The 20774-nt window shown below is 63.2% G+C and carries 24 protein-coding genes and 1 riboswitch; of the genes, 13 read left to right on the forward strand and 11 right to left on the reverse strand.

Annotated elements, in window-relative coordinates:
• Positions 1-34: 34 nt before the first annotated feature.
• A complete protein-coding gene (locus tag IFT75_RS10245) occupies positions 35-1030 on the forward strand; it encodes a class I SAM-dependent methyltransferase (RefSeq protein ID WP_185795021.1) in 996 nt (331 codons plus the stop codon).
• Positions 1031-1072: 42 nt separating this feature from the next.
• Positions 1073-1190: riboswitch (yybP-ykoY riboswitch) on the forward strand.
• A gap of 90 nt (positions 1191-1280) precedes the next feature.
• Positions 1281-1865 (forward strand): TMEM165/GDT1 family protein, encoded by a 585-nt coding sequence (locus tag IFT75_RS10250; protein ID WP_122475190.1) that lies wholly within the window; start codon positions 1281-1283, stop codon positions 1863-1865.
• A 117-nt stretch (positions 1866-1982) separates the two neighbouring features.
• Here IFT75_RS10250 and IFT75_RS10255 read toward each other — a convergent pair whose 3' ends face one another.
• The 4 genes from IFT75_RS10255 to IFT75_RS10270 form a co-directional block, all read right to left on the reverse strand.
• Entirely contained in the window at positions 1983-2804 is an 822-nt protein-coding gene (locus tag IFT75_RS10255; protein ID WP_185795020.1) for a M48 family metallopeptidase, read from the reverse strand.
• Positions 2805-3180: 376 nt separating this feature from the next.
• Entirely contained in the window at positions 3181-3801 is a 621-nt protein-coding gene (locus IFT75_RS10260; RefSeq protein ID WP_192054686.1) for an SOS response-associated peptidase, read from the reverse strand.
• Between the two features lie 22 nt (positions 3802-3823).
• On the reverse strand, positions 3824-4084 hold the full coding sequence (locus tag IFT75_RS10265; protein ID WP_122475195.1) for a putative signal transducing protein: 261 nt from the start codon (positions 4082-4084) through the stop codon (positions 3824-3826).
• A complete protein-coding gene (locus tag IFT75_RS10270) occupies positions 4084-4266 on the reverse strand; it encodes a CPXCG motif-containing cysteine-rich protein (RefSeq protein ID WP_122475196.1) in 183 nt (60 codons plus the stop codon). The genes IFT75_RS10265 and IFT75_RS10270 overlap by 1 nt, the downstream gene beginning before the upstream one ends.
• 130 nt (positions 4267-4396) lie before the next feature.
• Between IFT75_RS10270 and IFT75_RS10275 the strand changes: the two genes are divergently transcribed.
• Together IFT75_RS10275 and IFT75_RS10280 are read left to right on the forward strand one after the other, a co-directional pair.
• A complete protein-coding gene (locus tag IFT75_RS10275) occupies positions 4397-5563 on the forward strand; it encodes a 1-acyl-sn-glycerol-3-phosphate acyltransferase (protein ID WP_192054688.1) in 1167 nt (388 codons plus the stop codon).
• Between the two features lie 121 nt (positions 5564-5684).
• On the forward strand, positions 5685-5891 hold the full coding sequence (locus IFT75_RS10280) for a hypothetical protein (protein ID WP_192054690.1): 207 nt from the start codon (positions 5685-5687) through the stop codon (positions 5889-5891).
• Positions 5892-5967: 76 nt separating this feature from the next.
• On the opposite strand, the gene IFT75_RS10285 is transcribed toward IFT75_RS10280, so the two are convergent.
• The gene (locus IFT75_RS10285) at positions 5968-6561 is read right to left on the reverse strand and encodes a YajG family lipoprotein (RefSeq protein WP_122475200.1); all 594 of its coding nucleotides are present in this window, start codon (positions 6559-6561) and stop codon (positions 5968-5970) included.
• 180 nt (positions 6562-6741) lie between these two features.
• On the opposite strand from IFT75_RS10285, the gene IFT75_RS10290 reads away from it, so the two are divergent.
• Both IFT75_RS10290 and mqo read left to right on the forward strand, forming a co-directional pair.
• Entirely contained in the window at positions 6742-6975 is a 234-nt protein-coding gene (locus IFT75_RS10290) for a hypothetical protein (protein ID WP_122475201.1), read from the forward strand.
• Between the two features lie 583 nt (positions 6976-7558).
• On the forward strand, positions 7559-9070 hold the full coding sequence (gene mqo / locus IFT75_RS10295; protein ID WP_192054692.1) for a malate dehydrogenase (quinone): 1512 nt from the start codon (positions 7559-7561) through the stop codon (positions 9068-9070).
• A 274-nt stretch (positions 9071-9344) separates the two neighbouring features.
• Here the strand turns inward: mqo and IFT75_RS10300 are convergent, their stop codons facing one another.
• The 3 genes from IFT75_RS10300 to IFT75_RS10310 form a co-directional block, all read right to left on the reverse strand.
• Entirely contained in the window at positions 9345-9626 is a 282-nt protein-coding gene (locus tag IFT75_RS10300) for a PA4642 family protein (RefSeq protein ID WP_192054694.1), read from the reverse strand.
• Between the two features lie 68 nt (positions 9627-9694).
• Entirely contained in the window at positions 9695-10174 is a 480-nt protein-coding gene (locus tag IFT75_RS10305) for a hypothetical protein (protein WP_122475206.1), read from the reverse strand.
• Positions 10175-10543: 369 nt separating this feature from the next.
• On the reverse strand, positions 10544-11101 hold the full coding sequence (locus tag IFT75_RS10310; protein WP_192054696.1) for a hypoxanthine-guanine phosphoribosyltransferase: 558 nt from the start codon (positions 11099-11101) through the stop codon (positions 10544-10546).
• A gap of 172 nt (positions 11102-11273) precedes the next feature.
• Here IFT75_RS10310 and upp point away from each other — a divergent pair, with 172 nt between their 5' ends.
• Together upp and IFT75_RS10320 are read left to right on the forward strand one after the other, a co-directional pair.
• Positions 11274-11912, forward strand: a complete 639-nt coding sequence (gene upp / locus IFT75_RS10315; RefSeq protein WP_122475209.1) for a uracil phosphoribosyltransferase — start codon at positions 11274-11276, stop codon at positions 11910-11912.
• Between the two features lie 3 nt (positions 11913-11915).
• Entirely contained in the window at positions 11916-13178 is a 1263-nt protein-coding gene (locus IFT75_RS10320; RefSeq protein WP_122475210.1) for a uracil-xanthine permease family protein, read from the forward strand.
• 48 nt (positions 13179-13226) lie between these two features.
• On the opposite strand, the gene hemH is transcribed toward IFT75_RS10320, so the two are convergent.
• Together hemH and IFT75_RS10330 are read right to left on the reverse strand one after the other, a co-directional pair.
• Entirely contained in the window at positions 13227-14252 is a 1026-nt protein-coding gene (hemH, locus tag IFT75_RS10325; protein WP_192054698.1) for a ferrochelatase, read from the reverse strand.
• A gap of 33 nt (positions 14253-14285) precedes the next feature.
• Positions 14286-15188: a TIGR01777 family oxidoreductase gene (locus tag IFT75_RS10330; protein WP_185795015.1), complete on the reverse strand. Its 903-nt coding sequence runs from the start codon at positions 15186-15188 to the stop codon at positions 14286-14288.
• A gap of 205 nt (positions 15189-15393) precedes the next feature.
• On the opposite strand from IFT75_RS10330, the gene IFT75_RS10335 reads away from it, so the two are divergent.
• The 5 genes from IFT75_RS10335 to phrB all read left to right on the forward strand — a co-directional run bounded on the left by IFT75_RS10335 (position 15394) and on the right by phrB (position 20069).
• Complete coding sequence (locus IFT75_RS10335) at positions 15394-16425, forward strand: NAD(P)/FAD-dependent oxidoreductase (RefSeq protein ID WP_192054699.1); 1032 nt, start codon at positions 15394-15396, stop codon at positions 16423-16425.
• The gene (locus tag IFT75_RS10340; RefSeq protein WP_122475217.1) at positions 16422-16646 is read left to right on the forward strand and encodes a TIGR02450 family Trp-rich protein; all 225 of its coding nucleotides are present in this window, start codon (positions 16422-16424) and stop codon (positions 16644-16646) included. The genes IFT75_RS10335 and IFT75_RS10340 overlap by 4 nt, the downstream gene beginning before the upstream one ends.
• Positions 16647-16763: 117 nt before the next feature.
• Complete coding sequence (locus tag IFT75_RS10345) at positions 16764-17726, forward strand: YbgA family protein (protein WP_122795335.1); 963 nt, start codon at positions 16764-16766, stop codon at positions 17724-17726.
• Positions 17716-18627, forward strand: coding sequence for a MerR family transcriptional regulator (locus IFT75_RS10350; RefSeq protein ID WP_122475220.1), 912 nt, complete (start codon positions 17716-17718; stop codon positions 18625-18627). Before IFT75_RS10345 ends, IFT75_RS10350 begins: the two co-directional genes overlap by 11 nt.
• Before the next feature lie 20 nt (positions 18628-18647).
• Positions 18648-20069 carry a deoxyribodipyrimidine photo-lyase gene (gene phrB, locus IFT75_RS10355; protein ID WP_192054701.1) on the forward strand — a complete coding sequence of 474 codons (1422 nt, stop codon included), beginning with the start codon at positions 18648-18650 and terminating at the stop codon, positions 20067-20069.
• A gap of 72 nt (positions 20070-20141) precedes the next feature.
• Here the strand turns inward: phrB and IFT75_RS10360 are convergent, their stop codons facing one another.
• Entirely contained in the window at positions 20142-20660 is a 519-nt protein-coding gene (locus IFT75_RS10360; RefSeq protein ID WP_192054703.1) for an acyloxyacyl hydrolase, read from the reverse strand.
• Between the last annotated feature and the right edge of the window lie 114 nt (positions 20661-20774).

Genomic DNA, 20774 nt, shown 5'->3' on the forward strand with positions numbered 1-20774 from the left:
TGCTAGAATCCGCGCTTTTGCCAGGAGCCCTCCCATGGACCCGCGCAGTGAAGTGCTGCTTCGTCAGGCCAACTTGTTTCAAGGGCAACTGCTGCTGGCCGGGCTGCCTGCCGACGACCTCTTCGGCCAGTTGCCGAACGCCGCCGGCTGGTGCTGGCATGCCGGCGACCAGGCAGCGCTGGACGCGCGCTTCGAGGGTCGCAGCCATTTCGGCGTCAACGTCCCCGAGACGCCGTTCGATGGCGCGGTGTTGTTCCTGCCCAAGTCCCGCGACCTGACCAGCTACCTGCTCAATGCCCTGGCCGCTCGGTTGCAGGGGCGTGAGCTGTACCTGGTGGGCGAGAAGCGTGGCGGCATCGAGGGCGCGGCGAAGTTGCTGCATGCCTTCGGCAAACCGCGCAAGCTGGACAGCGCACGGCATTGCCAGCTGTGGCAGGTGACTGTCGACCAGGCACCAGCGGCCGTGGACCTGGAAAGCCTGGCGCAGCGCTATGAGCTGGAGATCGCCGGTGAGCCGTTGACCGTGATCAGCCTGCCGGGGGTATTCAGCCATGGTCGGCTGGACCGTGGTACCGAACTGCTGCTCGATCACATCGGTGGCCTTCCTCGCGGCCATCTGCTGGACTTCGGCTGCGGCGCCGGCGTGGTCGGCGCCAGTCTCAAGCGGCGCTACCCGGACAACCAGCTGACCTTGCTCGATGTCGATGCCTTCGCCACCGCCAGCAGCCGTCTGACCCTGGCGGCCAACGGGCTGGATGCCGATGTCATTACCGGTGACGGTATCGACGCCGCGCCGCTGCATCTGGATGCCATCATCAGCAATCCGCCGTTCCATGCCGGGGTGCACACCAGCTACCACGCCGCAGAGAATCTGCTGGAAAAATCCAGCCAACATCTGAAAAAAGGCGGCGAACTTCGCTTGGTTGCCAATAGTTTCCTGCGTTATCAACCGCTGATCGAGGGCGCTTTCGGGCGCTGCCAGACGCTGTCCGAGGGGCGCGGCTTCAAGGTCTATCGTGCCATCAAATAGCCAAATCTTCGCTTGCCCTATCGTGATTGCCTAGGCAGAATCCGCACCGTCCTAGGGGAGTAGTCTCCCGCGAGCGCCAGCTCGCATGGCACGCGTCAACATACTTGGCCCTCAGGCCATGGCGCGTGCGACCCAGCGGCCGCACAGACGGCCCGGGTTTGACAAGACCTATGACACGCACACCTTACCCGGGGCGGGGAGGCTGTTCGTGTCATAGCCGTGTCGACCCGCCCCCATAGGAACGCTCCTGATGTTGGAATCCCTGCTTGTCCCTACCGGGCTGGTGGCCTTGGCCGAAATTGGCGACAAGACCCAGTTGCTCGCGTTGATCCTTGCGGCACGCTTTCGCAAGCCCTGGCCGATCATCGCCGGCATCGTCGCCGCAACCCTGGCCAACCATGCGGCGGCAGGTGCAGTAGGCGCCTGGTTCAGCGGCTTCTTCTCCGACGCCGCCCTGCACTGGATCCTGGCGGCAAGCTTCGCCGCGACCGCTCTGTGGACCCTGATACCGGACAAGATCGACGACGACGAAGCCAACACCGCGCGGCGCTACGGGCCGTTCATGACCACGCTGATCGCGTTTTTCATTGCCGAGATCGGCGACAAGACCCAGGTCGCGACGGTGATGCTGGCTGCGCAGTACCCGCACTTGCTGATGGTCATCATCGGCACCACGCTGGGCATGTTGATTGCCAATGTACCGGTGGTACTGGCGGGCAATTTTGCCGCCGACAAGCTGCCGCTGACGCTGATCCGCCGGCTGGCCTCGGGGGCGTTTTTCATTCTGGCGTTCGTTGCGGTGTATCAGGCGATGAAGGTCAGCGGCTGGGTGTAAGGTGCTCGGAGCGGCGGCGCGGCTTTCACGGCCGCTGACCGCTCCTACAGGGGATTCTTGTATGGGAAGTCCCCTGTGGGAGCGGGTCTCTGCCCGCGAATCAGGCGCCGCGATCCATCAGGATTTCTTCGCCTGCTCGTACAGCGGCATGACTTTGGGAATGGCCGCCTGCAGTGACGATATCCGGCTGGCTGAAGCCGGGTGTGTGCTCATGAATTCCGGTGGCGAATTGCTGCCTGCTGCCGCCGTCATCTTGTTCCACAGGGTGATGGCGGCATTGGGGTCGTACCCTGCACGCGCCGCCAGCTCCAGCCCGAACAGGTCGGCTTCGTTCTCGTTGCCGCGGCTGTTGGGCAAGGTCAGGCTGTAGTTGACCACGGTATCGGCCAGCTTCAGGCTGTCTTCGCCCAGCCCCAGCAGCGCCCCTGCCCCGTTGCGGGCCATCTGGATGCCGTAGGCCTTGGACATCGACTCGCGGCCGTGCTCACGCAAGGCATGCGCGATTTCATGGCCCATCACGGCGGCGATCTCGTCGTCGGTGAGTTTCAGTTTGTCGATCAGGCCGGTGTAGAAAATGATCTTGCCGCCGGGACCGCAGTTGGCGTTGAGCTCGTCGCTCTTGATCAGGTTCACTTCCCATTGCCACTGTGCCGAATCCGGGCGCAGCTTGGGCGCCTGGGCGATCAGCCGATCGGCGATCGCCTGGACGCGCTTGGCTTCGGCGCTGGTCTTGTCGAGCACGCCCTTGCCACTGGCCTCGGTCAAGGTCTGCTGGTAGGACTGGGCGTACATCTTGTTCACTTCATCGGTGGACAACATGCTGAACATGTATTGCTTGCGATCGACACCCACGGCGCCGGAGCTGGTGGTGTTGACGGCCTGACAACCGGCCAGCAGAAGGCTGACGGCCAAGGTGGCCGGAATGAAGAACTTGCCCATTGGGACTCTCCTGGGAAACCTGGCGGGTATCCTACACGGTGAGTATCGGACACGACACCTGCGCAAGCAGTCCGGCCGATGCACCGCGGTGCCTGTTTCGCGGCCGATGACCGCTCCTACAGTTGCACCGCGCGAACCCGTAGGAGCGGTTCGTGGCCGCGAACAGGCGACGCGGTCGGTACAGTTGCACCCCGCGCGCCCGTAGGAACGGTCCGTGGCCGCGAACAGGCGACGCGGTCGGTACAGTTGTACCCCGCGCACGCCCGTAGGAGCGGTCCGTGGCCGCGAACAGGCGACGCGGTCGGTACAGTTGTACCCCGCGCGCCCGTAGGAGCGGTCCGTGGCCGCGAACAGGCGACGCGGTCTGTGCAAAGACTCACGCCGGGGTCAGGCACTCCGGGGCGTTGAGCTTGGGGTCGTTGACCAGATTGGCCAGCGGACGCTCGCGCAGGGCGGCCTGGGGCGCGGCGAGCAGCGACTGCAGGGCAGCCAGGGGCGTTTCTGGGTCCAGCCAGGCTGCCTGCCCGGCGGCATCGAGGATCAACGGCCGGCGCTGGCTCATGGCCGGCTGAGTCACCACTGCAGTGCTCAACCAGACCTGCTCCTGCACCGGATAGGCTTCCCAGATACCCGCGAAAAACAATGAAGAACCCTCCCCTGGCGTCAGCCAGAAAGGCCGCTTGCGCACATTGCCCCGCCACTCGTAGAAACCGTTGGCCGGAATCAGGCAACGCCGCAGACGCAAGGCCTCGCGAAACATCGGCTGCTCGGCCACCGTCTCGGCCCGTGCATGGGCGGGGGTTCGCGACAGATCGGTCAGCCACGGCGGGGTCAGCCCCCAACGAGCCTTGGCCAGGGTCGAGCGTTCTCCATCCCGACGCTGGATCAGCACCGAATCACCCGGGGAAATATTCCACTGCGCCTGCTGGCCTTCGGGAAAGCCCTCCTGTGCGGCGAAACCGGGTGACCAGCGAAACAAGGCAAAACGTCCACACATCAGGCAAAAACTCTTGAGGGGTCTAGCACAGCAGAACCCCGGGGAAACTGTCAGGCTCGTCGCCCGACATGGGCAGCGCGGCATTGTACTCACCGATCAACTGCCGTGCGTAATCGGCCTGCTCGTCGGCCACCAGCAAACCCAGCAGTCCCATCGCGGGCAGGTCGCCCATGCCGCCAACCAGATCCCGACCAGCCAGATGCACACCCACTCCTTCGTTCTCCAGCATGCCCAAAAGCATCTGCGCTTCGAGCAGGCTTGCAGGCTCGTAGATGCGCTGCATCACTCGTTCTCGCTGCGCACGTGCAGCGACCATTGCTCGCCGTCGGTGTGCAACGCGAACACGATGGGGCGGCAGCACACCGGGCAGTCTTCTATATAGTGCTGATCGCCACCCGACAGGTCGAGCACCGCTTCGGCCGGTTCTCCGCAATAGGGGCAATCGTAATCTTGGGTTTCCAGCATCGCGGCCTCCACGGCTCACTTGTGCGTATAATCGCCACTCTGTTTGCAGGCCGTTGGCTACATGGGCCCCTACCCTTTGCCCACAACCTTGCGCCTGTACCTTTACCTTAGCCGTTTCCAACAAGAGAGCATGATGGGCGAATTCGATGCCATCCGACCGTACGACGACGCCGAAGTACCTGCCGTTCTGGCACGGCTGCTCAGCGACCCGGCATTTCTGGATATCCTCACCCACTTCCGCTTCCCGCGTCAGGCCAAGACCTTTGGCTGGTTGCTCAAGCCGTTGATCGCACGGCGCCTGCGCCGCGAGTTCAAGGATGTCAACAACGTCGCCACCCTGCAGGACAAGGTCGAATTCTACGTCGACCACACCATCGACCGCGCCACCGACGGTGTGACCTACACCGGTGTCGAGCAGTTCAAGTCCGGCAGTGCGTACCTGTTCCTGGCCAACCATCGCGATATCGTCATGGACCCGGCGTTCGTCAACTACGCCGTGTACCACGCAGGCCTGCCGACGCCGCGCATTGCCATCGGCGACAATCTGCTGCAGAAGCCTTTCGTCAGCGACCTGATGCGCCTGAACAAAAGCTTCATCGTTCATCGCTCGCTGGTTGGGCGGCGTGAAAAGCTGGCGTCCTACCAGCTGCTCTCGGCCTACATCAACCACTCGATCCGCCACGACTGCGCCTCGATCTGGATTGCCCAGGCCGAAGGCCGCGCCAAGGACGGCGACGACCGCACCGACTCGGCGATCCTCAAGATGTTTCACATGAGCCGCAAGGACGAGCCTTTCGGCGAAACCATCAAGGCGCTGAACCTGACGCCGGTGTCGATCAGCTACGAATACGACCCCTGCGATCAGGCCAAGGCGCGCGAGCTGTACATCCGTGCAACCAAGGGCGCCTACAACAAGGCGCCTGGCGAAGACGACGTCAGCATTGCCCAGGGCATTACCGGCTACAAGGGCCGCGTGCACATCAACTTTGCCTCGCCCATCACCGAGTCGTTCGAAGACACCAAGCAGCTGGCCATGGAGATCGATCGGCAGATCCTGGGCGGCTATCGCCTGTTCCCGGTGCACTACCTGGCCTACGCGCAGTGGACGGATGCCGACCCCGAGCTGCAGGTGCCTGTGGCAGCCGATGTATTTCCGGCCGCCGAGCTGGAAAAGGCGCGTGCCGAATGGCTGCGACGGCTGCGCGAGTGCCCGGTGGAACAACGACCGTTCCTGGTGGTGCAATACGCCACACCGGTGCGCAACCAGTATCGCGTCAAGGCAGGGCTGCCGCTCTAGGGTCACTCTGGGCATGGGGTGCCACGCGGCCGTCATGGTTCTGTCATGCGCCCTTCATGCACCCTTCATACAAAACAGGCATCGTGTTGCACCCTCACCCAACACGCTTCGGATGCCCGTCATGCTGCACGCCCTGAACCAGGATCGTCTCTACCACATTACCGCCAGCGACGAGCAGGAAGCCCTGATCGACGCCTTGGCGTTCAATGTCCAGGACCGACAGTGGCTGGTGTATTGCGCCTTAGGCGGTCATCAGCACGGTGACTGGCCCGATCTGGACCTGGGCACGGGCATCAGCGTGCTCGACTTCCACCTGCAGGCGGCCTGAAGCCTGCACGCAGTCGAATCCGGCCCATGAAAAAGCCCGCGAACATCGCGGGCTTTTTCATGGCTGGCACAGGCTGTCAGAAATTGCTCTGGGACAGGGTCTGGCCGATGGTGGCGTCCTTGAACACGCGCGTCAGCGCATCGCTCAGCACATCGCTGACCAGCTTGGTGTTGGTTTCCTGGTTCGGCGCCATGCCGAAACGCTGGTTCAAGGAAGCGCCATAGCGGCCGCTGTAGTGGCGGCCACCGTTGGTGACGTCGGCCTTGAACGTGGCGCCGATGTTGGCCTCGGTGACGTACATCTTGTCCTTGGGCGACTGGTACTTGAGCTCGGCCAGGGTGATGGTCAACGTGGGTGCGCTGCCGTTGTTGCCGGTGGGCGTGAAGCCGAGCAGGCGCACGGCCGCTTCGGCCTGGGCCTGCAGCTTGGGCAGCACGTCGTTGGCGGCAACGCTGACCGCGCTGGTTTCCGGATACAGGCCGCCACGGGTGCCCAGGGTCGGCGAAGGTCGACCGTCGACCACACGCACGGCCACTGCCTGGCCCTGGCCTACGGCGGCGAACTGCGAGGTCAGGCGCGGCTGCGGGCTGAGTTGTTGCGGGCTGTTGGCACAACCGACCAACGTCAGACTGGTCACAGCGATCATAGCGAACAACAGGCGGTGCAACATGCGCATCTCTCCGGCAACGGGCAGTGGATAAGCCGCGAGTATAGCGGGGCCTGCGGGCAATGGACCAGTTATGAAACACGTGCAGGCCAGTGCGGTGCGGTCCGTGTCATCAGCCTGTCACCGTCGGCGGGCAGTATCGCGTCTACAGTCCACCGCACGCCATCGCACGGAGAATCGCTCATGGGTTTTCTCAAGTCTCTGTTCAGCGCCAGCCAGCCCTACCGTTGCTACGTCGCGCTCGACCAGCAGGGCCTGTGTCGCGCCTTCAAGCAGTGCCAGCAGGCGCCCGTCGGCGAGGGTTGGGTCGAGGTTGGCGATATTCGCCCACAATGGCTGGGCCAGCCATTGCCTGCCCATGCCCGCGTCAGCTCCCGTGCTACGGGGGCTGGCGGGATTCGGGCCGTGCACGCCTGACCGGCCGGTCACCAAAAGCCTGTAAATAACGATCAACTCGCCGCGTTTCATCGCTATAATCTTCCCCCGATTATAAGGACGTCTCCTGATCGGGCCTCGCAGCACTGCCAACACACTCGTCTTGGCCTCCGCACCGCCCACAGAGAGCCGCCCACGCAGGTCACGCGCTGGCGTTTCCATTCGCTCGTGCCACCCTGCCGCTGCCGATCCTCCAAGCAGCCTTCTTGAGGTTCACGACTCCAAAAGAGCGTGAAATAAACGGGTTTCACAACTTCACAAGAGTGTGGCGAGCAAATGAAAAGTCTTGGATCTGTACCAGCACTATCTGCGTCCCGAACAGCCCAACGAGGAAGGATCGAACGCTTCGCATGATGGCTCCAGTTCGCTGAACGCACGTATCAACCATGGTCCTATGGCGTTGGCGGGCCGAACGTGAGTTCATGGGCAATGCCCGGCAGACTTGTCGGCACAGGCCATTTCAGCGATGCAGTTGCGAAGATTCGGACATGGCGACCCAGGCCTGCACAGACGTACCGGGGTCCCATGCTGTCAATGGGTGCTGAAGATTTTGGAGACGCGTTAAATGGCGCAAAACGAAGCAGTCGACGTGGTATTGGTAGGGGCCGGCATCATGAGTGCCACCTTGGCCGTACTGCTCAAGGAACTCGACCCGGCATTGAAGCTGGAAGTCGTCGAGCTCATGGACTCCGGTGCCGCGGAGAGCTCCAATCCGTGGAACAACGCCGGGACCGGCCATGCCGGCCTGTGTGAGCTCAACTACACGCCGCAGGCCGCCGATGGCTCCATCGACATCAAGAAAGCCGTACAGATCAACACTCAGTTCGAGGTCTCGAAGCAGTTCTGGGCCTACCTGAGCAGGAAGAGCAGCTTCGGCTCGGCACGTTCGTTCATAAGCCCGGTCCCGCACCTGAGCTATGTCGAGGGTGACAAGGGTGTGGCCTTCCTCAGGAAGCGCTATGAAATGCTCAAGGCCCACCATGCCTTCGCCGACATGGAATACACCGAAGACAAGGCAAAGATGGCCGAGTGGATGCCGCTGATGATGCCGGGGCGTCCCGCCGACCAGCACATCAGTGCCACCCGTGTGATGGGCGGTACCGACGTCAACTTCGGCGCCTTGACCAACAAGCTGCTGGCTCATCTGGCCAGCGCACCCGGCGCGCAGGTGAAGTACTGCAAGAAGGTCACCGGCCTGGCGCGCAAGGGCACCGGCTGGACGGTCAGCGTCAAGGACGTCAACACCGGCAATACCCGCGAAATCGACGCCAAATTCGTATTCCTCGGCGCAGGCGGTGCTGCTTTGCCCCTGCTGCAGATGTCCGGGATCGAAGAGGGCAAGGGCTTCGGTGGTTTCCCGGTCAGCGGCCAGTGGCTGCGCTGCGACAATCCCGAGGTGGTCAAGCAGCACCAGGCCAAGGTCTACAGCCAGGCGGCGGTGGGCTCACCGCCCATGTCCGTGCCCCACCTGGACACTCGGGTGGTCGATGGCAACAAGTCGCTGCTGTTCGGCCCTTACGCCGGCTTTACCACCAAGTTCCTCAAGCACGGCTCGTTCCTCGACCTGCCGCTGTCGGTGCGCGCGGCGAATATCGGCCCGATGCTGGCCGTGGCCCGCGACAACATGGACCTGACCAAGTACCTGATGAGCGAAGTGCGTCAGTCCATGGAGCAGCGCCTGGATTCGCTGCGGCGCTTCTACCCGCAGGCCCGGGCCGAGGATTGGCGCCTGGAGGTGGCTGGCCAGCGCGTGCAGATCATCAAGAAGGATCCGAAGAAAGGCGGCGTGCTGCAATTCGGCACCGAGTTGGTGTCTGCCGCCGACGGTTCGCTGGCGGCCTTGCTCGGTGCATCACCAGGAGCCTCGGTGACCGTGTCGATCATGCTCGACCTGCTGGAACGCTGCTTCCCCGAGCAGACCCAATCACAGGCGTGGGCGACCAAGCTGGCGGAGATCTTCCCTGCCCGTGAACAGGTGCTGGCGAACGATGCCGAAACCTACCGTCGCGTCAGCCATGACAGCGACGTGGCGCTCGAACTCGCGGAAAAAGCGGACGGCGTGCAGCATTACGCCTGATACACCGCACGTACCGCCGACGCGGCTCGCGCCGCTGCTACAGGGAATTGCATCGCTCTTGTAGCAGCGGTGCAAGCCGCGTCCGGGCGCACCGCCCTTGTAGCAGCGGTGCAAGCCGCGTCCGTGCACACCGCCCTTGTAGCAGCGGTGCAAGCCGCGCCCGGGCGCACCGCCCTTGTAGCAGCGGTGCAAGCCGCGTCCGGGCTCACCGCGTTTCTACAGACACACCGCGCGTGCCGCCGACGCGGCTTGCGCCGCTGCTACAGGGGTCGTTTCAGGCTCGCTGGATCAGGTCGATGTATTCCTGGGCGTTGCGCTGGTCGCGAATCAAGGTGATGAAATCGTTGCCGTGCTCGTCCTTGCCGTCGAGGTCGTAACCGGCTTCCTTGAAGAACACCAGAAAGCGTGCGAAATCATCGACGCGCAGGCCACGGTACGCCTTGATCAGCTTGTGCAGCGACGGCGAGGTGGCATCGACCGGCTCGAAATTCAGGAACAGCTTGATCTGCTCATCGCCGATCTCGTCGCCAATCAATTGCTTCTTGTCTTTACGCATTACCGACTCCAACTCGCTATCACGGTCATTCACGGGGCAGGCAGTTTACCCTCGGCTTGGCGATGGGCTCAACGCGCGCGTAGGCTGCCGGTGTGCAGATCGGCCCAGACATGCCCATTGGGGTAGCTGAGGAACTGCACGTAAACGGTGTCGTTTCGCAGCAGGTCGAGCAGGATCCGATACTGGCTCAGCGGATAGGTCAGGGCCAAGGTGCCGGTGGCCGCATCGAAGGCTGGCCGCTTCAGGCTTTTGCTCTCGCCATCGAAGGTGATCAGCACTTCGGCCAGTTTCGCGTCCTTGCTCAATGCCTTGCCCTTCAAGCGCAACAGCATGGGCGCGGTCACCGGTATGGGCTGCTGGTTGGAAAGGCGCTGATTGCCCATGACCACCGAGTAGCTGGTCACCTGCACCAGTTGCTGCTGCGGATCGCCTTCGCGCAGGGACTGCTCATCGGGCGGCAGGAACTGTTCATGTACGAGCCCATGCACAGGCGCTGCGGCCAGCGGCAGACAGGTCAGCAAGGCAATGGCGGCAACGGTCAGGCGCATGGGCGGCTCCTTGTGGAAGAGCCGCGGACTTTAGCATGTTGCAAGGGGGGCGGGTCTGCGGCGAGGCCGGACGCGGCTCGCGCCGCTGCTACAAGAACGACGCAACCCCTGTAGCAGCGGCGCAAGCCGCGTCCGGCAGCGCCCGCAACCCCTGTAGCAGCGGCGCAAGCCGCGTCCGACAGCGCCCGCAATCCCTGTAGCAGCGGCGCGAGCCGCGTCCGGCAGCGCCCGCAATCCCGGTAGCAGCGGCGCGAGCCGCGTCCGGCAGCACACGCAATCCCTGTAGCAGCGGCGCAAGCCGCGTCGGCGGTGCGTGCCATGGGTCTGGAGGAATGCAATAAACCCGGGGTCGGTTTCGGGAGGGAGGCCTTACATCCCCTTGACGGCGAAGATACCCGCAGCGTTGCGCCAGTAGCCCTTGTAGTCCATGCCGTAACCGAAGATATAACGGTCGATGCACGGCAGACCCACGAAGTCGGCCTTGAGGTCGGGACTGGCCTTGCGGTCGTGGTCCTTGTCGATCAGCACGGCGGTGTGCACGGCGCGGGCGCCGGCGTGCTTGCAGAAATCGATGATGGCGCTGAGCGTGTGGCCCTCGTCCAGGATGTCATCGATGATCAGCACGTCGCGGTCGATGAAAGAGATTTCCGGCTTGGCCTTCCAGAACAGATCGCCGCCGCGGGTTTCGTTGCGATAGCGGGTGGCGTGCAGGTACGACGCCTCCAGCGGGAAATCCAGATGGGTCAGCAGCTTGCCGGAGAAGATCAGCCCGCCGTTCATCACGCAGAACACCACGGGGTTGCGGTCGGCCAGTTCAGCGTTGATCTGCGAGCCGACCTTGGCGATGGCAGCCTCGACCTGGGCTTCTGTGTACAGGCAGTCGGCCTCTCGCATGACTTGACGGATGTGCTCGAGATCAGCGGACATGACGCTCTCCAAGGGGGGCGGTGGAAGAAAAGCGGGCAAAGGTACGCACACACCTGGCATGAATCAAGCACAATCCAGGCTTTCATGCACTAACGTGCAGTATGTCTATAGGACAGCCCGATACAATAGATTAATCTACCGCCGTTTTTTTGCCCGTTCGGAGCCTTTCCCCATGCCTATCCGTGAGATCCGCCACCCGCTGATCCGCCACAAGCTCGGCCTCATGCGCCGTGCCGACATCAGCACCAAGAACTTCCGCGAGCTCGCCCAGGAAGTGGGAGCCCTGCTCACCTACGAGGCCACCAAGGATCTACCCCTGGAAAACTACGAAATTGCAGGCTGGGCCGGCCCGGTGGTGGTCGAAAAAATCGCGGGCAAGAAAATCACCGTGGTGCCCATCCTGCGCGCCGGCATCGGCATGCTCGACGGCGTGCTCAGCCTGATCCCGGGTGCCAAGGTCAGCGCCGTCGGCGTTGCGCGCAACGAAGATACGTTGCAGGCGCACACCTACCTGGAAAAGCTGGTCGATGAAATCGACGAGCGCCTGGCGATGATCATCGACCCGATGCTGGCCACCGGCAGCTCCATGGTTGCCACCATCGACCTGTTGAAGAAGGCCGGCTGCAAGGAAATCCGCGCCATGGTGCTGGTGGCTGCCCCCGAGGGCATTGCCGCCGTGGAAAAGGCACATCCCGACGTGCAGATCTACACTGCTTCGATCGACGAGCGCCTGAACGAGCATGGCTACATCATCCCCGGGCTGGGCGATGCCGGTGACAAGATCTTCGGCACCAAGCAGAAGGACGCCTGACCCATGCAGGACGAGTTCAACGATCCGCTCTGGCGGCAGGTGCTGTCAGGCGCGCAAATGCTCTTCGTGGCGTTCGGCGCGCTGGTACTGATGCCACTGATCACTGGCCTTGACCCGAACGTGGCGCTGTTCACTGCGGGCCTGGGCACGTTGCTGTTCCAACTGGTGACGGGTCGTCAGGTGCCGGTATTCCTGGCATCGAGCTTTGCTTTCATCACGCCGATCATTCTCGCCAAGGGCCAGTTCGGCCTGGCCGAGACGATGGGCGGGATCATGGCGGCCGGATTCGTCTACACCTTCCTCGGGCTTGCGGTGAAGATCAAGGGCACCGGCTTCATCGACCGCCTGCTGCCACCCGTGGTAATCGGCCCGGTCGTGATTTCCATCGGCCTGGCGATGGCGCCGATCGCCGCCAACATGGCGATGGGCAAGGCCGGCGATGGCACCGAACTGATCCCCTACGCCACAGCCATGTGGATCTCCATGCCGGCGCTGCTCACCACCATCGTCGTCGCCGTGTTCGGCAAGGGCATCTTTCGCCTGGTGCCGATCATCGCCGGGGTGCTGGTGGGCTTCGCCATGGCATTCGTCTTCGGTGTGGTGGACACGGCCAAGATCGCCGCAGCTTCCTGGCTGGCCCTGCCACACTTCACGGCGCCGGCGTTCAACTGGCAGGCCATCCTGTTCATTGTGCCCGTGGCATTGGCACCGGCCATCGAGCACATCGGTGGCGTGATCGCCGTGGGCAGCGTGACCGGTCGTGACTACCTGAAGAAGCCCGGCCTGCACCGCACCCTGCTTGGCGATGGCATTGCCACGACTGCCGCCGGCCTGTTCGGCGGACCGCCCAATACCACTTACGCGGAAGTGACCGGCGCGGTCATGCTGACCAAGAACTACAACCCCAAGATCATGACCTGGGCGTCGATCTTCGCGATCAGCCTGGCGTTCGTCGGCAAGTTCGGCGCGCTGCTGCAGAGCATTCCGGTACCGGTGATGGGCGGCATCCTGTGCCTGCTGTTCGGTTCCATCGCAGCGGTGGGCCTGAACACGATGATTCGCCACAAGGTCGACATGGCCGAGGCGCGCAACCTGGTGATCGTCTCGGTAACCCTGGTGTTCGGTATCGGCGGGGTGCTGGTCGGCACCGGAACCGGGCCCGATGACTTCGGCCTCAAGGGCATTGCCCTGTGCGCCGTGGTGGCGATTGCCCTGAACCTGTTGCTGCCGGGGCATGGTGACTGGAAAAAGGACTCGCAGGCCTGAAGCCGTCAGGGAGCGCCATGGCGGCGCTCCCTGCTGGCAGATTCAGCGTCAAAGCATCAAGGGTGCCCGCTCGCACAGGGTATTCAACGCTTCACCCCATTGCGGGTGATCATTCAGGCACGGCACCAGCACCAACTCCTCGCCCCCCGCCTCGCAGAACTGCTCGCGCCCACGGTCGCCGATCTCCTCCAGGGTCTCGATGCAATCGGCGACGAACGCCGGGCACATCACCAGCAACTTCTTCACCCCTTGTTTGGCAAGTTCATCCAGACGCGCCTCGGTGTAGGGCTCGATCCACTTGGCCCGGCCCAGTCGCGACTGGAAGGACACCGACCAGCTACCGTCGGCAAGGCCCATGCGCTCGGCGAAGGCACTGGCCGTACGCAGGCACTGCGCGCGATAGCAGACAGCGAGCACTTCAGGCGGTGCATTCTGACAGCAGTCGGCCGTACGCAGGCAGTGGCCGCCGGTAGGGTCGATCTTGGTCAGGTGCCGTTCGGGCAGTCCGTGGAAGCTCATCAACAGATGGTCATGGGGTTGCGCCAGGTAGGGCTTGGCACTGGCCACCAAGGCATCCACGTATTCCGGCTGGTCATAGAAGGGCTGCAGCACGCTGAATTGCATGGCCAGCTTGCGCTCGCGCACCACTTTGCGTGCCTGCTCGATCACCGTGGTCACGGTGCTCTGGGCGAACTGAGGATAAAGCGGAGCCAGGGTAACTTTCTGCACCCCCTGCTCGGCCAGGCGCGCGAGCGCCGTATCCAGCGAAGGCTCGCCATAACGCATGGCGACTTCCACCGGACCATGGCGCCACTGCTCGGCCATGACCGCCTGCAGGCGCCGGGTCAGGACCACCAGCGGCGAGCCGTCCTCCCACCAGATCGAGGCATAGGCGTGTGCCGATTGCACGGGGCGCTTGACCAGAATCAGCGACACGATCAGACGCCGCAGCGGCCATGGCACGTCGATGACATAAGGGTCCATCAGGAACTGGTTGAGATAGCTACGTACATCGGCCACCTGGGTCGATGCGGGCGACCCCAGGTTGACCAGCAGCAGGGCGTGATCGGTCATGCAGCGTCCTATTTCAGGTTCGTCGTTTAGAGCTCAGAGGCGCCGCGACAGTTCGGTCAGGGCGGCGGATAGTTCGCTGTAGCGGAAATTGAAACCTGCGGCCTGCAGCGCCACCGGGCGTGCGCGCTGGCCACCTAGCAACAGCCCTGACAGCTCGCCGAGCCCTGCCTTGAGCAACAGCGACGGCAGTGGCAGGAAAGCCGGGCGATGCAGGGCACGTCCCAGTTGTCGTGCGAATTCACGGTTGCGCACCGGCTCTGGCGCGCAGGCATTATAGGGACCGCGGCACTGGGTCTGGTGCAAGAGAAAATCAATCAAGGCGATTTGGTCGTCGATGTGAACCCACGGCATCCACTGCCGGCCACTGCCGATCGGGCCTCCCAGCCCCAGCTTGAACGGCAGCACAAGGCGCTTGAGAAAGCCGCCCTGGCTCGCCAGCACCAGCCCGGTGCGCACCAGCACCACCCGCACGCCCAACGCTTCGGCGCGCAGCGCCGTCTCTTCCCAGGCAATGCACAAGTGACTGGCGAAGTCCTCCTTGACCGGTTGCGAGGTCTCGTTCAATTCACGTTCGCCACCATCGCCATACCAGCCTACCGCCGAGCCGGAAATCAACACTTCGGGCCGCTGCGCACGGCTTTCCAGCCATGCCAGAAGGCGCTCGGTGAGGGTGATCCGGCTGCTCCACAGCAACGCCCGGCGCCGCGCCGTCCACGGACGGTCGGCAATCGGCGCGCCGGCCAGATTGACCACCGCATCCACGGTTTCGTCGCCGATTTCCTCGAGCTGCGCCACGCCACGCACGCTGGCTCCGCACAGCTGCTTGACCTGTCCCGGCTGGCGACTGAGCACCGTCAGCCGATGCCCCTGCCCTACCCAGTGCTGGCAAAGCTTGCGGCCGATGAGCCCGGTGCCGCCGGTCAGCAATATGTGCATAAGGTTTCTCCAATGTGGCGTTGCGTCTGCAGCGCTAGTCTATTTTCATGAGACAGGCACTTTCCATCCGCGTGCCTCTCTCATGAACCATAGGACACCTGAGCAAAAAGGATCCCGTTAACTTATACTTATTAAGTCTTTTGTACAGGTTTGTTTTTCCGAACACACGTGTGCATAGCGCTTACGAAGCTGTTACGAGGGCACTATGAGTTTACCTACGCCGACTTCATCTACGACGACTGGACCTGCAGCGACCGTATCCATTGCAATCATCGGTACCGGCATGGCCGGCCTCTCCGCTGCCCAGGCGTTGCACAAGGCTGGCCATGCCGTGCAGTTGTTCGACAAGGCGCGCGGTGTGGGCGGCCGCATGTCCAGCAAACGCAGCGAGGTCGGCTCCATCGATCTGGGCGCGCAGTATTTCACGGCCCGCGACCGGCGCTTCGTGGCGCAGGTCCAGCAATGGCAGGCCGAAGGTTGCGTGCAGCCGTGGTCGCCATTGCTGTACAACGCCAAGCAGGGTCGCCTCAGCCCGTCGCCGGACGAGCAGGTACGCTGGGTCGGCGCACCACGCATGAGCGCCATTGCCAAGACCATGGCCGTTGACCTGCCTGCCGCTTTTTCCTGCCGCATCGCCGAGGTGTTCAAGGGCGAGGAATTCTGGGAGCTGCTGGATGCAGAGGGCACCAGCCATGGACCCTTCAGCCACGTCGTGCTCGCTGTGCCGGCGCCCCAGGCCACGGCGCTGCTGGCCAGTGCGCCCAAGCTCGCCACGCAGGTGGCCGGGGTCAAGATGGACCCTACCTGGTCGGTGGCACTGAGTTTCGCTACGCCGCTGGACACGCCGATGCAGGGTTGCTTCGTGCAGGACAGTGCGCTGGACTGGCTGGCGCGAAGCGGCAGCAAGCCCGGCCGTGACGACAGCAGCGACACCTGGGTACTGCACGCCACCAGCGCGTGGAGCAAACAGCACATCGACCTGTCCCGCGAGGCGGTGATCGAACAGCTGCATGGCGCCTTCGCCGAGCTGGTGAACTGCCCGATGCCTGCGCCAAGCTTCAGCATCGCCCATCGCTGGCTCTACGCGCGCCCGGCTCAGCCCCATGAATGGGGTGCGCTGGCCGACCCCGACCTGGGCCTGTACGTGTGCGGCGACTGGTGCCTGTCAGGCCGCGTCGAAGGCGCCTGGCTCAGTGGCCAGGAAGCCGCGCGGCGCCTGCTCGAGCACCTGCAATGAATGCCCGGCATCGGCTCAATCCGCGCAAGTTGTTGCTGTCGAAATGGACCGCCGTGCGCCCGCTGAACCGGGAAAAGCATTTCCTGGTCAGCGAAGTGTTCTGCGATGACGAAGGCGTCGTGCTGGAGGTCGAGTTGCAGGCGGTTCTCACACACCGTGCCGAGCGCATGCCCTGGCAGGCTTTGCAGGATATGCAGAACTGGAAAATGGGCTGGCAGTGACACCCTGCCAAGAGCTGTATTTCTGTACAAAGCATTTGGCCTGTACAAATACGGACCTAAGATGAAACTATGCTGTACAGCGTTGTCAGTATGTACAGGTTTCAGAAGAGGTCCGTCATGCAAGAGCCCAGCGTCAGCAAACCCAAGATCGGAATCAGCGCCTGCCTGCTCGGTGCACCCGTGCGCTACAACGCCGGGCACAAGGAATCGCGCTGGTGCAGTCGGATCCTGGTCGAGCATTTCGAGTTCGTCCCGGTCTGCCCCGAGGTCGCCATCGGCCTGGGTACGCCCCGCGAGCCGATTCGCCTGGTCGGCGACAAGGATCACACCCAGGCCGTGGGTACCGTACACCCCGACATCAACGTCACCGCGCCCCTGGCCGCCTACGGCGAACGGATGGCCGGCGAGCTGACCGATCTCTGTGGCTACATCTTCATGCAGAAGTCGCCGTCCTGTGGCCTGGAGCGGGTGAAGATCTATCGAGACAACGGCGCTCCCCAGCGCGAAGGTGGCCGAGGCATCTATGCCCAGGCGTTCTGTGCGCGCCACCCCGATCTGCCAGTGGAAGAGGAAGGTCGCCTGTGCGATCCGGTGCTGCGGGAAAACTTCCTCGTGCGCGTCGGCGCCTATGCCCAGTGGCAAGCGCTGCTGGCGGACGGCTTGACGCGCCGCGCCCTGACCGAATTCCACTCGCGCTTCAAATACCAGCTGATGGCCAACAACCCGCTGCAGTACAAGGTTCTGGGCAAGCTGCTGGGCAGCATGGGCCGCGGCGATGCCGCGCAGATCGGCCCGCAGTATTTCAGTGAGCTGATGCAGGCGCTAAAGCGCTGCGCCACCCGCGGCACCCACAGCAATGTGCTGCAGCACATCAGCGGCTACCTCAAGCGCGACATCGATGCGCAGGACAAGCAAGAACTGCAACAACTGATCAATCAGTACCGCGAGGGCATTGTGCCGCTGGTGGTGCCGATGACGCTGCTCAAGCACCTGTTCCGCATCCATCCGGACCCGTACATCGCCCAGCAGACCTACCTGCAGCCGCACCCGGAAAACCTGAGCTTGCGCAATGCCATCTGACGCCAATGGCACCGACTGGCTGCCGATCCGCGAAGTCACCCGGCAAACCGGCGTGCACCCGGTCACCCTGCGGGCCTGGGAGCGGCGCTACGGCCTGATCGTGCCTCACCGCACCGCCAAGGGCCATCGCCTGTACGACGCCGCGCAGATCGCACGGATCCAGCACGTGCTGACCTGGCTCAACCGGGGCGTGGCCGTCAGTCAGGTGAAGCAACTGCTCGACGCTCCTCGCGATGCCCGGCCGCAAGTCCAGAGCGATTGGCAGCAGCTGCGCCAGACATTGATCCAGGCCATCGCCGACATGGCCGAGCGTCAACTGGATGATCTGTTCAATCAAGCGATGGCCCTGTATCCACCTGCCACCCTGTGCGAGCATTTGCTGCTGCCGCTGCTGACCGATCTGGAGCAGCGTTGGGCCGGCCAGTTCGGCGCGCAGATGCAGCGGGTGTTCTTCCATGGCTGGCTGCGCAGCAAACTGGGTGCGCGCCTCTATCACAACAACCGCCAGCTGAACGGTGCGCCCGTGGTGTTGGTCAATCAGGCCGACGTCACTCCGGACCCTTACCTGTGGCTCGGCGCCTGGCTGATCAGCAGCAGCGATTGCCCGGTGCAGGTGTTCGACGCGCCGCTGCCGGCGGGCGAGCTGGCCCTGGCCTGCGACAAGCTTGAGGCACGCGCGCTGGTGCTGTACGCCGACAAGGCCCTCAACCTCGCGGCGCTGGGGCGGTTGCTGGTCGGTTGCACGTGCCCCAAATGGCTGGTGGGCTCGGCCGTGCTCATTCACCGCGCCGCCGCAGGCGACGGCCCTTCCCCCATTGCCGATCTGCACCTGGCGACCGATCCGTTGCACGCCCAGCAGTTGCTGCAGGCGTCTGGCGTGTTGGCCGACCGGCAACCCTGAATTCGAATGACGAGGCTTTCATGCAATTGATCTGGCTGCGCAGCGACCTGCGAGTGCACGACAACCCCGCCCTGGCGGCCGCCTGCGAGCAGGGCCCGACCCTGGCCGTGTTCCTGCTGAGCCCCAAGCAATGGCTGGAGCACGACGACTCACCGAACAAGGTCGACTTCTGGCTGCGCAATCTCAAGGAACTGAGCGCCAGCCTCAAGGCCCTGCACATCCCCCTGTTGCTGCGTGAAGCGGATACCTGGGACAAGGCACCGAAGGTCATCAGCGCGCTCTGCGCCGAGCACAAGATCGAGGCCGTGCATTGCAACGACGAGTTCGGTGTCAACGAGAACCGCCGCGACGAGGCAGTAGGAGCGGCCCTGGCCAAGGTGGACATTCCCCTGCACCGTTATCTGGATCAGGCGCTGTTCAAGCCCGGCAGCGTACTGACCAAAGGCGGCACTTATTTCCAGGTCTTCAGCCAGTTCCGCAAGGTGTGTTACGAACGCCTGCACCAGTCCGTCCCGGCGCTGGTGAAAAAGCCCCACGCGCAGAAACCGGTGCACATTGCCGCCGACACAGTGCCCGATCAAGTGAAGGGCTTCGCCGTCCCCGACAAGGCGCTGCTCAAGCTCTGGCCGGCCGGTGAGCAAGAGGCGCACAAGCGCCTGGACACCTTCACCGACCAACCGATCGAAGACTACAAGGTCGAGCGCGATCTACCCGCCCACCCTGGGACCAGCCAGATCTCCGCCTACCTGACTTCCGGCGTGGTTTCTCCACGCCAGTGCCTGCATGCGGCGCTCAACAGCAATCGCGGTGAGTTCGAGAGCGGCAACGTCGGCGCCGTGACCTGGATCGGCGAGTTGATCTGGCGCGAGTTCTACCGGCACATCATGGTGGGCTATCCGCGCGTCTCGATGCACCGGCCGTTTCGCGAGGAATACGCCGCCCTGCCCTGGCGCAAGGCGCCCAGCGAGTTGCAGGCGTGGAAAGAAGGACGCACCGGCATCCCCATCGTCGATGCAGCCATGCGTCAACTGGTGTCCACCGGTTGGATGCATAATCGCCTGCGCATGGTTACCGCCATGTTCCTGAGCAAGAACCTGCTGATCGACTGGCGCGAGGGCGAGCGTTTCTTCATGCAGCACCTGATCGACGGCGACCTGTGCTCCAACAACGGCGGCTGGCAGTGGAGTGCATCCACGGGTACCGATTCGGTGCCCTATTTCCGGATCTTCAACCCGGTGAGCCAGTCGCAGCGTTTCGACGAGCAAGGCGTGTTTCTCAAGCAATGGCTGCCCGAGCTGGAAGGACTGGATCGCAAGCAGGTCCATGCGCCGTCAGGTGATGCGCTCAAGCAGAACGACTATGCCCGGCCGATCGTGGATCTGAAGGAAGGACGCGCACGCGCCTTGGCGGCATTCAAGAATCTGCCACGCAAAGCCAAATAGGGAAGAAGGATTGAAGCAATCGCGGGCAGAGAATCCTGCCCGCGCGTCGGCCAATGCTGGCCGAGGGACAGCTTACAGCGGCATGCGGTAGTTCAGGGTGTAGGCTTCGATACCATCGTTTGGCTCTTTGATGCCGGCGTTGGAGTAGTGGATCGCTCTCACACCCAGCTCATGACCGCCACCGAAGCGCAAACCGAAGCCGATACGGTCTTCGAAGTTGAACGAGGAACCCAGCTTGTTGCCTTCGATCTGCGTGTGCGCGAAGGCGGCGACACCGATGCCGGCCTCGATGTAGGGCTTGATCGAACCGCCGCCGAATTCGTAGACGAATACTGGCGCGAACGACAGGCTGTGGTTGTCCTTGAAGTCCTTGCCATCCCAGTAGGTATAGCCGGCATCCCAGTAGCCGGTCAGGCGACCGACGTCGGTCTGGAACCAGCTCTTGTCCCAGTTGGATTGCAAGCCAATGCGATAGACCTGGGACGATTCGCCCGTTTCGCCCGCGGAAAACGATAGGTCGGCCGCGTTCGCGGTCACCGATTGCCCCAACATCAAAGCCGCAAGCGCAGCCAAACTGAACAGTCTCTTCATGAGAAACATCCTACCGAATGCAGTTGTAAGAATTTTTGTCGAAAAAATGGACATGCTATGGAATCGGACTTGGAACGTAAGTTCAGTGTTACACCCCGTTTTTTTCACATTTTT

Source organism: Pseudomonas sp. CFBP 8758 (assembly GCF_014841725.1).
Taxonomy (GTDB): domain Bacteria; phylum Pseudomonadota; class Gammaproteobacteria; order Pseudomonadales; family Pseudomonadaceae; genus Aquipseudomonas; species Aquipseudomonas baltica.